The organism is Geobacter anodireducens (assembly GCA_001628815.1).
Lineage (GTDB): Bacteria > Desulfobacterota > Desulfuromonadia > Geobacterales > Geobacteraceae > Geobacter > Geobacter anodireducens.
Genome location: CP014963.1, coordinates 625853 through 638493, shown reverse-complemented (window position 1 = coordinate 638493; position 12641 = coordinate 625853). Strand labels below are relative to the sequence as shown.

The window sequence follows — 12641 nt, the reverse complement described above, 5'->3', positions numbered from 1 at the left end:
TTTAATACTGCTCAAGCGGTATTTAGGGAAATTAAAACAAAAAAACCGCCTAGCATGAGCTAGGCGGCTATCTTCGCGAAGTCCGCGACCCCTCCGAAGAGCCGGGCGACCCCGGTCAGCAGTGCTAACCGGTTTGTTCTGACCCGTTCGTCCTCGGCCATGACCATCACCTTGTCGAAGAAGTCGTCCACGGCGCCCTTGAGGGCGGCAATGCCGGTGAGCGCGGCCAAGTAGTCGCCGGCGGCGGTGCGGGCCTCCACGTCGGCGCGGACCTGCTGGAACGCCGCGAACAGGGCACCCTCGGCCGGCTCCTGGAACAGGGCCGCAGCCACGGGCTGATCGACCCCCTCCTTGACGATGTTGCAGACCCGCTTGAAGGCCACGGCCAGGGAATCGAAATCCGGACGCCCCTTGAAGGCGGCCAGGGCGCCGATGCGGGCCTCGGCGTCCACCAGGTCGTCGAAGCCGGCGGCAATGGCCGCGTCCACGGCATCGGCCGGATAGCGGTCGGCCATGAGGTTCACGAACCGGCCCCGGAAGAATTCCAGCACATCAGCCATCACCTCGGCGGCGGGGCGGGTCAGCTTGGCGGAGAGGAGTTCCAGGGCCTTCCCGATCTCTCCTTCCAGCGAGAGGCGGCAGCCCCGGTCGAGAATGATGTTGATGATGCCCAGGGCCGAACGGCGCAGGGCATAGGGATCGGCCGAACCGGTGGGGATCAGCCCCACCCCGAAGCAGCCGCAGATGGTATCGAGCTTGTCGGCGATGGAGACGAAAGCGCCGATGTCTGATGCGGGGAGGTCCCCCCCGGCCTGGGTGGGGAGGTAGTGCTCGGCGATGGCGGCGGCCACCTCGGCGTCCTCGCCCTGGAGCAGGGCATACTCACGGCCCATGATCCCCTGTACCTCGGGGAACTCGCCGACCATGCCGGAAACCAGGTCGGCCTTGCAGAGGAAGGCGGCCCGGGCTGTCTTGGCCTTCACCGCCGGATTGAGGAGGTCGGCCAGTCCCTCGGCCAGGGCGCGGAAGCGCTCCATCTTCTCGTAGGAGGTGCCGAGCTTCTGCTGGTAGACCACGTTTTTCAAGGACTCCACCCGGGTCTCCAGCTTCACCTTCTGATCCTCCTCGAAGAAGAAGCGGGCGTCGGAGAGGCGGGCGCGCAGGACGCGCTCGTTCCCCTTGACCACCACGGAGGGGTCCTCGGTCAGGGTATTGTTGATGGTGATGAAACCGGGCATGAGCTTGCCGGCGTCGTCAACGATGGAGAAGTAGCGCTGGTGGCTCCGCATGGAGGTGATGAGCACCTCGCGGGGGACCTTGAGGAAGTCCGGGGAAAAGGTGCCGTGGACCACGCTGGGGTACTCCACCAGGTAGGTCACCTCGTCCAGGAGCCCCTCGTCGGGGAGGAGATGGCCGCCGGCGGTCTTGGCAACCCGATGGATCTCCCGGCGGATGGTTTCCTTGCGCCGCTCGGGATCGGGGATCACGAAGTGCCGCTCGCACTCGTCCAGGTAGTGGGCAAAGTCACGGACCGGGAACGGCTGGTTGGCCATGAACCGGTGGCCCCGCGAGACATTGCCGCTCTGGACGCTGCCGAAAGCAAAGGGGACGACGACCCCGTCGAACAGGGCCACGATCCAGTGGATGGGGCGGGCGAAACGCACGTCCAGATCAGCCCAGCGCATGGACTTGCGAAACGGGATGCCCCCCACCAGCCGCGACAGGATCTCGGCGAGGAGGTCCGGCACCGGCCGGCCGCTCTCCTTGCGGACGGCGGCCACGTATTCGCCCTTCTCGGTGGAGACCAGAGTCAGGGACGCCACGTCGACCCCCTGGCCACGGGCGAAGCCCTCGGCCGCCTTGGACGGCGTGCCGTCGGGACCGAAGGCGATGTTCCTGGCCGGCCCCAGGGCGGTAATCTCGCATCGGGCTGAACGGTCGGCAGCCCCTTCACCACCAGCGCCAGGCGACGGGGGGTAGCAAAGGTCTTCACCTCGCCGAAGGCAAGGCGGGCGTTCTCCAGCTCCTTCGTGACGATGGCCTCCATGTCGGCCATGGCCTTGGGCAGGAAGCCGGCGGGGATCTCCTCGGTGCCTATTTCGAGAAACAGTTCCTTGCTCATGTTACTTCCGTCCTCCTTTCAGCAGCGGGAAACCCAGGCTTTCGCGGAGCTTAAGGTAGCCTTCGGCGCAAAGACGGGCCACATTGCGGACCCGGCCGATGTAGGAGGCGCGCTCGGTGACCGAGATGGCCCCCCGGGCATCCAGGAGGTTGAAGGTGTGGGAGCACTTCATGACGAAATCGTAGGCCGGGAGCACGAGACCGCGCTCCACCAGGCGCACGCATTCCTTCTCGTACATGGTGAACAGGGTGAGGAGCATGTCCACGTCCGCTTCCTCGAAGTTGTAGGTGGAGAACTCCACCTCGGTCCGGTGGTGGATGTCGCCGTAGCTCACCCCCTTGACCCACTCCAGATCGTAGACGTTGTCGACCCCCTGCAGGTACATGGCGATCCGCTCGCAGCCGTAGGTGATCTCCGACGAGACCGGCTTTAGATCGATCCCGCCGGCCTGCTGGAAATAGGTGAACTGGGTGATCTCCATGCCGTCGAGCCACACCTCCCAGCCCAGGCCCCAGGCGCCCAGGGTCGGCGACTCCCAGTCATCCTCAACGAAGCGGATGTCGTGCTTCGCGGGATCGATGCCAAAGGCCCGGAGCGAATCCAGATAGAGATCCAGAATGTTCACGGGGGACGGCTTCATGATCACCTGGAACTGGTAGTAGTGCTGGAGGCGGTTGGGGTTTTCACCGTAGCGCCCGTCGGTGGGGCGGCGGGACGGTTCCACGTAGGCAACGTTCCACGGCTCGGGGCCGAGAACGCGGAGGAAGGTGGCTGGGTTGAAGGTGCCGGCACCCTTTTCGGTGTCGTAGGGCTGCTGGATAACGCATCCCTGCTGCGCCCAGTATCCCTGGAGGGCGAGAATCAGATCCTGGAAGGTCAAGGTGGTTCCTCCCCTGGCATAAAATGAAAATAGCTTTATCGTGCGTAAACAGGGTTTGGCCAAAATGAAAAAGCGTCCAAGTTACGCACAATTAGAGCTCACGAGATTACAATGCTTCTCCCACCCTGTCAAGAATTTAATCCGCCGCAACCCGCAATCCATCAGGCCAGGAAACCAAGCAGCCCCCGGAATACCCGCGCTCTGCCGCACTCGCGCCCATTCGTCCGCCCCCCTGCGGGGTGTCGGATGCAGGGCTGCAGCGACGTCACGGGGCCAACTGGCGCAAAAAGGCAAGGGAATTAAGAGGACGGGCGAGATGGGTCCCGATGGCGCCGTCCAGGAGCGGCCCGCTTCGCCGAGGGCCTCGGGGGAAAAGGCAACGGCACCGAACCGCCCGGTGCCCAGACACCGGTGCAGAAGACGGACGGTCTCCGCCGACAACGGCGCGCCGTAGCGGCCGCAGCCGGCGCAGAGCACCGCGCCCCCCGCACCGGCACGCCGGGCCGAATCGGCGGGAAGATCGACGCCGCAGCCGGCACAGGTATCGAGGGCAATGCGGTAGCCGAGGATATTCAGCAGATTGGCTTCGAAAAAGCGCCGGTCCGAGGGGGTGGCACCCCCCTGGTCCAGGTGCTCCAGATAGGAAACGAGGAGCCGGAACAGTCGGGGAACCGGCGCACCGTCAGGCAGGAGGCGGTCGACCAGCTCCACGGCATACCCGCCGTGGCCGATGGCGGCCAGATCCTGCCGGATGCGGGGAAAGACGGTCACAATGTCCACGCCGCGCAGGGACGAGAGCCCCTCCCGGACGACCAGTTCCACGTTCAGGCGGGCAAAGGGCTCCAGGGCGCCTCCGAAGCGACGCATGCTCTTGCGGGCGCCCCGGGCCAGGCCGCGCACCTTGCCGTGGCAGAGCGTGAACAGGGTGACGATCCGGTCGCTCTCCCGATAATCCATGGTGGCGAGCACAACGGCTTCGCAGCGGATGGGATGCATGGGGCAACCCTACCACCTCCGTCCCCCGGCGGTCAATCCCCGCGGGAACGGACGGCGCGGGCGGACTACCGCAGGCCTAGCCGGGAGAGGATGATCCCCAGGAACTTATTGACGGGGTGATTGCGGGACAGACGCTTGATGGGGGGAGCGCGGCGGGTGCCGAGCCGGTCCAGCTCGACGATGATGTCCTCCCCGCCCCCCATGCGCAGCCCCTGGCGGAAGGCATCGATCGCCTCGGTCCGCTTACCTGCCAGCAGGTAGATGCATCCCAGGTTGTGGTGGAGGGTCGGGTTCGCCGGATCGGCCGCCACGGCCTCCCGGGCACGGGCGATGGCGTCGGAAAAGGTTCCCCGCGTTTTGGCCTGGCAGAGGGCGAGATAGGACGAGGAAAGTGGCGTTTGCCGCTCCGTCACCGCCTGCTCGAAACAGGTACGGGCCAGATAGACGTGGTCGTGGTGAAGGGCTTCGACTCCCTTGACAAACCATTCCGTCGTATTCGTTGCTGTCATGACGTGCCTCGTTCGTTGACATGCCGGGGCAGGAAACCCATGCCGTGCGAACGGAGCAATTCAATTATCAGGCCAGCGAAACAACCAAAATAGCCGCGTACAACAGCATATTGCAATCATGGGCATAATGCAGGCAATACGGCATGCTACACATGGCGCCACACCCATTGCACCAGGGAATCACACGGTATTATTTACGCCAAATGACCGACAGACATACGAAAGCAAGACCGAGGACGACCAATTCTGTCACCACCCTGAAACGACGCCATCACGCCTCATCCTCGTGCTCAAGCACCCTGACCTGGGGGCGAAATCGAGCCGCAGGGCAGGGGCAGAGCCATGCCCACGGCGCAGGGGAGCCGTGCTGGCGAGGCAACCGGGATGGGGTGATACACCCCTCTCCCGGCTATCCCTCGTCGATCACCAGGACGCCGGCGCCCCGCATGCGCCCGCTCCGCAGGTCGTCGAGGGCTTCGTTGGCCGCGCTGAGGGGATAGGCGGTCACCTCGGTCCTGACGGGCACCTTCGGCGCCAGGGCGAGAAACTCCTCCCCGTCGCGCCGGGTCAGGTTGGCCACGGAACGGATGCTCCGCTCCCCCCAGAGGATATCGTAGGGGATCGGCGGAATGTCGCTCATGTGGATGCCGCCGCAGACCACAACGCCCCCCTTGCCCACCGCCCGCAATGCCGCCGGCACCAGTTCCCCGGCTGGCGCGAAGATGATGGCGGCGTCAAGCTCCTCGGGCGGCCGCTCGTGGGAGGCCCCGGCCCAGACCGCCCCCATCTCCCGGGCAAAGGCCTGGCCGGCCTGGTCGTCGGGACGGGTGAAGGCGTAGACCCGCCATCCCCGGAAGCGGGCCACCTGGGTCACGATGTGGGCCGCAGCGCCGAAGCCATAAATGCCCAGCCGTTCCCCCTCACCGGCCATGACCAGAGAGCGGTAGCCGATGAGCCCGGCGCAGAGCAGCGGCGCCGCCTGGAGGTCCGGGTATCCCCCGGGGATCGGAAAGCAGAAGCGGGCATCGGCAACGGTGAACTCGGCAAAGCCGCCGTTGCGCTGATAGCCGGTGAACCGGGCGTGGTCGCACAGGTTTTCCCGTCCCGACCGGCAGTAGCGGCAGGCGCCGCAGGTGGCGCCGAGCCAGGGGACCCCCACCCGCGTCCCCTCCCGGAAACGCTCGACCCCGTCACCCAGCTTTGCCACGCTCCCCACGATCTGGTGGCCGGGGATGAGCGGCAGCGCGGGCTCCGTCAGCTCGCCGTCCACGATGTGAAGATCCGTCCGGCAGATGCCGCAGGCGTGGACCTTGAGCAGCACCTCGCCCGGCCCGGGCTCGGGGACCGGCACCCGGACCGGCCGCAGCGGTTTTCCCACCTCCTGGAACAGCATGGCGCGCATGCTACACCTCCGTGTACCGTTTCAGGTCCCGCTCGAACCGTGGCTCGTCCTCGAACAGGATGCCCCGCATCCCCCGGCTTTCGGCCCGCACCACGTTGGCGAGCATGTCGTCCACGAAGAGCGCCTCGCCGGGGGCGATGCCCAGCTCCCGCGCCACGTCGTCGAACACCGAAGGGTCCCGTTTTCCCTTGCCCAGCCGGTAGCTGTTGAAGATCCGATCGAATTCCCGGAAAAAGCCGTCGCGCCGGTCGAGCCATTCGAGCCAGTCGGTCTGGTCGCTGAGGATGGCGGTCCGATACCCCTTCGCCCTCAGGGCCCGGACGGTCTCCATCATCCGGGGCCGGAGCACGAAACGGTCGAGGATCAGGTTCGACAGCTCCCGGTCGCTCCCCCGCAGCCCGGTCCGTTCCCGCAACGACTGCCAGAATGCCGACTGGCTTCCCGTGCCCAGGACGTAACCGCTGGCGTAGACCGCCTCCATGCCGGCACCGTGCACCGCGATCGGATCGAGCCCCTGGCGCCGGGCAAGCTCGAACAGCCCCTCCCGGAATCCCTCCTCGGCCAGCACCCCGCCATAGTCGAAAATAACCGTCGTGACCTTCTCCGCCGGGGCCCCCAGCCGCAGCCGGAAGAGGGTCTGCCAGCGCCGGGCGTCGCTCCAGCCGGTGACCGGATCGGGGACCACGATCTTCACCTGGTCGAAGCGCATCTCCTGCCGGTCCAGGGCCACCGTGCGGGCGGCGGTCTCCTTGGCCGCCAGGGGCAGGTCAGCGTAGAAGAGCGACAGGTGTGGGACGAGCAGGTAGCCCGAATCCTGCGCCACCGCGCCCTTGACCGCCTCGTGGAGCCGCCGGAGCGCCGGGTCTTCTCCGAACGATACGAACAGGGACCGGAAGTATTCCTCGGTCACGCCGAGCCCTGCCACCTGCAGGGTGATCGGGCCCGTCCCGGCCGCCGCATCCGCCAGAGCCCGCCGTACCGGCTCCAGTTCGGCATCGTTGCTGAACGCGCCGCCGTAGACCGTCACGTGGGGCTCGAAGGGGAGCGTATCGTAGCGGTCGGCCAGTTCGTGGATCACTCCATCCGCCCACCGGCGGTCCCCGGCCGCGGGGACGAGGAAGACGGAGAACCTGCGTGGTTCGGTGCTCATGGGGCCTCTTTCCTCCGCTCATAGGCCAGGAACAGGTGGGCCGGCTCCCCCGCCCCCTCCTCCCGCGCCGTTTCCACGAAATCAGCCGGGATCTCCGGAAAGGTGACGTCGCCGGGAAACTCCCCCCGTACCAGGGTAAGAAGGATCCGGTCGGCCAGGGGCAGCGCCTCCCGGTAGAGCTCGCCGCCGCCGCAGACGAAAAGCTCCGCCGCGCCCCGGGCCAGTTCCAGTGCCCCGGCCAGGTCCCGCGCAGCAAGGCACCCCGGCGGGGCATAGCCTTCCCGGCGGGAGAGGACGATGTTCAGCCGCCCCGGCAACGGCCGGCCGATTGACTCGAAGGTCCTGCGCCCCATGAGGACCGGGTGCCCCAGGGTGATGGCCCTGAAGCGGGCCAGGTCGTCCGGCAGGTGCCAGGGGATGGCCCCCCGGTTGCCGATGACGCGGTTTTCGGCCATGGCCGCGATAAGGGTGACGCGCATGGAATCCGGCCCCCTCACGGCTTGCGCGCCACGATCTGGACCACGGCGCCCCGGCCCGTGTGGAGCCGCCCTTCCACCACGTCCCGCTCGATCTCCCGCGCCTGCAGGAATTCGAGGCCCGCCAGTTCCTCCCGCAGATCAGCCAGGGTCATCAGCAGCTCGACCGTGGGGGGGCCGCCGGTCCGGAACTCCAGCTGCGCCGGGGTGTACGCCTCCAGCACGAAGAGCCCGCCCGGACGGAGCCCCGCCACTGCCTGCCGGTGCAGGGTGCGGCGGATGGGGGGCGGCACGTGGCAGAAGATGGAGACAATGGCGTCCCAGCGCCCCGGCTCGATAACCAGATCGGCCAGGTCGGCGGTCAGGGTCTCGATCCGCACCCCATGTTCCTCAGCCAGTTGCGCCGCCTTGGCCAGCCCCACGGCGGAGGCATCCACCGCCAGCACCCGGTGCCCCCGCCGCGCCAGGAAGACCGCGTTTCGCCCCTCCCCCTCGGCCAGACAGAGGACATCCCCCGGCGGCATCATTGCGCTCACTCCGGCCAGGAAGGCGTTGGGCTCCCGGCCGTAGACGAATTCCTCGGTATCGTATCGTTCATTCCACGTGTTCGTGACATCGGACATGGTTCGTTCTCCTTTGCTCCGGCAGGACGAGGTGGCAGCTTCAGCGGAGCGAGCCGATCCATTCCCCGGTGGTCATCACCGTGGCGAACATCAGTTGCTGGGTCACGAGCACCGCCCGGTGCAGCTCCTCGGCAGTGACCGCGCCCGCGCTGTTGGCAAAGGCCAGGGTGCCGGTGGCGTCGGCGAGAAACTCAACGGCAAAGCCCCGGTGAAACGCCTGGCGAGAGGTGGTATCGCAGCACATCTGGGTCATGTAGCCGCTGATGACCAGGGTGTCGATCCCCCGCTCCCTGAGCCAGGCCTCCAGGTTCGTATCCGTGAAGCTGCCGGGCAGGTTCTTTTCCAGCAGCAGATCGTAGGGCCGCCGCGCCACCTCCGGGTGCAGCTCCCACCCGGGAGAGCCCTGCCGGAACGTAGCCGAGTCGGGCCGCCGCGACGCATGGCGGACCACCACCACCGGAATCCCGCTGGCCGTGGCGGCATCCATGGCCGCCAGGATGTTGGGGAAGCTCCCCTCCGGATAACTGACCGGCAGGGCGCCGGTGAAATATTCATTCTGGACGTCGATAACCAGCAGTGCGCGTTTCATTCCGTAGCCTCCCTTGATTCGTGGAGCCCGTGGCCCCCGCTACACCAGCCCCCGCAACCGGGCCGCCAGGTACGGGGCCGCCGCGATCACCAGCAGCACCGCCACCCAGAGGTTCCCGCCGCGCGGGTCGTATGCCTCCAACAGCTTCGCCCAGGGGTGCCCCATGACGACGCGGCCGAAGAAAAACTCGAAAAAGACCGTCAACACCAGCCATATCCCGCCGATCAGCCGGCAGCGCGAAGGGGTGAGCCCTCCCGCCAGCGGGATCAGGAGCGTGGCAACGGCAACGATCAGGCGCCGAGGGTGACGCCGCTCAGCGGCAGCGCCACCTGCGCTCCCACCAGCGGGTTCAGGACCTTTTCACGCACCACGCCGTTCACGATTCCCAGCGGGATGAACAGGAGCCAGATGGCGCATGACTTGAGGATGGAAGACGTCATCCCCCGCTCCGCCTGATCTCGTCGTGCCGGAAGCAGTGGACCACATGGTCGTTCACCATCCCCACCGCCTGCATGAAGGCATAGCAGATGGTCGACCCCACGAAATTGAAGCCCCGCCGCTTCAGGTCCTTGCTCATGGCATCGGACTGCTCCGTCCGGGCCGGCACCTCGGCCAGGCTGCGCCAGCCGTTCTGCCGGGGCGCATGGTCCACGAACCGCCACAGGTACGCATCGAGAGAGCCGAACTCCTCCCGGATCTTCAGCACGCCCCGGGCATTCCTGATGGTCGACTCGATCTTGAGCCGGTTGCGCACGATCCCCGGATCGGCCAGCAGCCGCGCCACGTCGGCCTCGGACCAGGCGGCCACCGTTTCCGCGTCGAACCCGGCGAATGCCCGGCGATACGCCTCGCGCTTGCGCAGGATCGTCAGCCACGAAAGCCCCGCCTGGGCCCCCTCCAGAATCAGCATCTCGAAGAGGTGCCGGTCATCGTGGGCGGGCACGCCCCATTCCCCGTCGTGGTAAGCCACGTAGAGGGGGTCGGTGCCGCACCATTCGCATCGTTGGATCATGTCGTGCTCCTGTCGTAACGGAGACGGCTGCGGGCCGCGGCCTTACCGGCCGTTCTCCAGATAATAATCGATGGTCTCGGGCGAAAATCCGGAAATCTTGTGCGAGCCCACCACGATCAGCGGCACGCCCCGGCCCCCCAGCTCCTTGTGCCGCTGCATGGCGGCGCTGTCCTTTTCGATGTCGTAGGCCACGTAGGAAACGCCCTTGCTCCGCAGGTACCTCTCCGCCCGCTTGCAGTAGCCGCACCAGTCGGTCACGTACAGCTCAACCGTGCCGGTGAAGCGCTGCTTCACGGGCGGCGCGGGCTGCGGTGCCGGCGTAGCCCTGCGCGGCGTCGACACAGGCTGCGGAGACGGCGCTGGCGCGAAATCGCCGTCGGTGTAGACCTTCACCTTTTTCCCCTTCTTCGTTGCCGGCGGAGGCGTGTCCTTGAACGTCACCACCCCGTGCTCGTCCACCCACTGGTACATCTCGGCCCCGGCAAGGGAGCAGGTCAGCAGCAGGGTGACGATGGGGAGGAGGATGCGGATTGGCATGGGGGCTCCTGGGGATGAAGGATGTGGTTGGTTCTGTGACAATCAACGTGGTGAGGCGCAGCGGCGGAGCGAAGCGGAGACCGCGTGACGCCGCTCGTTGGGCATTTCATGGGAATTATGTTCCTCGGGCTACGACGGAATGCAGCACCTTTTGTACTTCTTGCCACTACCGCATGGGCACGGATCATTACGCCCGATTTTCTTTCTTTTAGGATTCAATTCATTCAGCAAATCTGGAATGGCTCTAGGCTTTGCCATTTTCTGAGTTAGAGCATCCATTTCGTCGTTATGTTCCCACAAAAAGTCAAGGTTCAAGCCAAATCTTAGCGATGTATCGCTGGGGCGTACGCAAATCCCAAACCAAGTCCGGGCGCGTTGGGAGTACTTTCTGGCATAGCAGTGTCTTTCAAGAGTTGGCCCTGCAATTTCTATTGGATCATCGTTGCAATGGACAGTGAGCCCTGCACTAGATTGCGCAAGCCCAATGGTCAAATCGTGGCTCTTTCTGTCAATCTGCGCCCTCCTGGCAAGTTCATTGATGCATTTACTTACTTCAATAACTGTATCTTCACCAAGAGTAAGAAGCGTGTATCCAAGGTCAATCGTTGCAGGATCTGGTCGAGCCTCGATCTCCTTAATAAAGCCTCCCAATGTGGTTGCAGCCAAACGCGTCAAAATCCCATCCGGTGTAGCGTTCCCAGGGATGCCTTCGCGCCGAACAATCATTGCTAAATCTAAGTCGGTAGAAATGTCATCTTCCAACATCACCAGATCGTGTTCTTCGCTCAACCATAGGTTGCGTTTGAGGTGATACGACAATATTGTCAATTCATGCGATGCCATCAATTTTTCGTGATATTTTGACCTACGATCCACGTAACTTAAGAATTGTAATGGTGAATTTAACATCTCAGTCATCGCATCAAGTGTGAAGACATCTAAGATAAAAGGCGGTGATATTTTGTCAGTCGACTGAAACTGAAGGAACTGACGTACCTGGAAGCTTAATGCAGGGTAGTGGTCTGAAATAATGCAAAGTATATAAACATCTTTGAGCCCAACTGGGGTTGGAATTTCCTTTGAACAGCAATCTTTAAGAACGTAACTTGTGTCACCAAGCAGTTTTGTGCACTTATATGCTTGGTCGTAAGAGTCCTGGATGCTCTTCTTGAAGTCGTCTTTAATTTGAAGGTCATTACCTTTTCTCGACTCAATTGTTAATCGTTTGGACTTGACCTGAACAACTATCGCACGGTTACCAAAAAGAACAAGAGCATCTATTTCTCCAATTTTATTACGATTTGAGCCGAAGATATCGACTCGCGAATACACTTTGTCCTTACCAAATACAAGCGCTAAGCGTTCTACTGTGAACTCTTCAGCAAACAACCCTCTGTTTTGACTAGCAGTATTGACATATTCTTTGTCAGCGCACATCCAGTAGAAAGGTGATTCGTACAGCGCTTCAACTAAGCTGTACCTATTGAAAAGAATATATGTATCTTCTGCAGGTGAAATTAGAGGTAAGGCATTCGCGATATTGAAGTCGTGTATAGCTGCGAATTGGTCATTTCTCTCGCCATCTGGCACAGTGAAGGCCGATAGGACTTTTTTGATAATAGCAACATCAAGCCCCGATTGGCTGGCGATCTCTTGAGCGGTAAATATGTCTCCTGGAAGAAATGTCCATTCATCAGGGGCTGTTGTCCTCATTACGGACAATGTCACAGTTGATTTTTCGTCTTGGACGAGTCCGACGGCATACGCGACATCACGCGCCTCCTTAATTGAAAAACCTTTGTTAGCTTTTAACCAAGCGTCGTCATTCGCGTACTTTCGAGGGGCCAAGTCTCGGTACTGAAAACTGTAGGCAGACTCACCTCCGTAGAATATCGGTTCGCGAAGCACCTCTCCGACGGTAAAAGGATTGAAGCCTTTCGCTAACTTTTTGGAGGCAAAGGTCGCCCAAAATGGCGCAGACATAGCATTGTGAAATTCTTCGAGGAGGGCTTCTGTTCTTGTGATGTAATCTTGCATTACACTCGGCACAGGAACTGCGTAGTCGATTTTTTCTTTAAGTAGCAATCCGATGAGTGTGGAGGTCTCAGTTCTAATAAGACGGGACTTTGAGAAGAGATGTTGCATGTCCTCGGACTTTAGTTCATCTTCGTAGCGAATCATATTGTCGCGAAAACAGAGATAGGATATCGCATGAATATAGCCCGGCGAAATACAAAGCTTTGCCAAGTCATCAAATATATCTTGCTCAGGCCGCATCCCGACCTCCATTAGTTGACAGTTCATGTGACACTTACAATCTCTTTGCACAACGGGGCCGGAAATCA

Annotated in this window: 10 protein-coding genes and 3 pseudogenes; all 13 read right to left on the bottom strand. The window is 62.8% G+C overall.

All coding sequences use genetic code 11. The features are described from left to right. Positions 1-59: 59 nt before the first annotated feature. The 13 genes and pseudogenes from A2G06_03035 to A2G06_02975 all read right to left on the bottom strand — a co-directional run bounded on the left by A2G06_03035 (position 60) and on the right by A2G06_02975 (position 12573). Positions 60-2122, bottom strand: a pseudogene (locus tag A2G06_03035) (glycine--tRNA ligase subunit beta). Between the two features lies 1 nt (position 2123). After that, positions 2124-3002, bottom strand: a complete 879-nt coding sequence (locus A2G06_03030; GenBank protein ANA39522.1) for a glycine--tRNA ligase subunit alpha — start codon at positions 3000-3002, stop codon at positions 2124-2126. 265 nt (positions 3003-3267) lie between these two features. Next, positions 3268-3998, bottom strand: a pseudogene (locus tag A2G06_03025) (DNA repair protein RecO). A gap of 65 nt (positions 3999-4063) precedes the next feature. Then, the gene (locus A2G06_03020; GenBank protein ID ANA39521.1) at positions 4064-4507 is read right to left on the bottom strand and encodes a hypothetical protein; all 444 of its coding nucleotides are present in this window, start codon (positions 4505-4507) and stop codon (positions 4064-4066) included. 409 nt (positions 4508-4916) lie between these two features. Further along, a complete protein-coding gene (locus tag A2G06_03015) occupies positions 4917-5909 on the bottom strand; it encodes an alcohol dehydrogenase (GenBank protein ANA39520.1) in 993 nt (330 codons plus the stop codon). Position 5910: 1 nt separating this feature from the next. Then, on the bottom strand, positions 5911-7059 hold the full coding sequence (locus tag A2G06_03010; protein ANA39519.1) for a hydrolase: 1149 nt from the start codon (positions 7057-7059) through the stop codon (positions 5911-5913). Further along, positions 7056-7538 carry a dihydrofolate reductase gene (locus A2G06_03005; GenBank protein ANA39518.1) on the bottom strand — a complete coding sequence of 161 codons (483 nt, stop codon included), beginning with the start codon at positions 7536-7538 and terminating at the stop codon, positions 7056-7058. The genes A2G06_03010 and A2G06_03005 overlap by 4 nt, the downstream gene beginning before the upstream one ends. Before the next feature lie 14 nt (positions 7539-7552). Further along, positions 7553-8158 carry an SAM-dependent methyltransferase gene (locus A2G06_03000; protein ID ANA39517.1) on the bottom strand — a complete coding sequence of 202 codons (606 nt, stop codon included), beginning with the start codon at positions 8156-8158 and terminating at the stop codon, positions 7553-7555. A gap of 40 nt (positions 8159-8198) precedes the next feature. Beyond that, positions 8199-8747, bottom strand: coding sequence for an isochorismatase (locus A2G06_02995; protein ID ANA39516.1), 549 nt, complete (start codon positions 8745-8747; stop codon positions 8199-8201). A gap of 39 nt (positions 8748-8786) precedes the next feature. Continuing rightward, positions 8787-9187 (bottom strand): annotated as a pseudogene (locus tag A2G06_02990) (hypothetical protein). Next, positions 9184-9759 (bottom strand): DNA-3-methyladenine glycosylase, encoded by a 576-nt coding sequence (locus tag A2G06_02985; GenBank protein ANA39515.1) that lies wholly within the window; start codon positions 9757-9759, stop codon positions 9184-9186. Before A2G06_02985 ends, A2G06_02990 begins: the two are co-directional and overlap by 4 nt. Before the next feature lie 42 nt (positions 9760-9801). Continuing rightward, positions 9802-10296, bottom strand: a complete 495-nt coding sequence (locus A2G06_02980; GenBank protein ANA39514.1) for an NrdH-like redox domain-containing protein — start codon at positions 10294-10296, stop codon at positions 9802-9804. 129 nt (positions 10297-10425) lie between these two features. Then, positions 10426-12573 carry a prepilin peptidase gene (locus A2G06_02975; protein ID ANA39513.1) on the bottom strand — a complete coding sequence of 716 codons (2148 nt, stop codon included), beginning with the start codon at positions 12571-12573 and terminating at the stop codon, positions 10426-10428. Between the last annotated feature and the right edge of the window lie 68 nt (positions 12574-12641).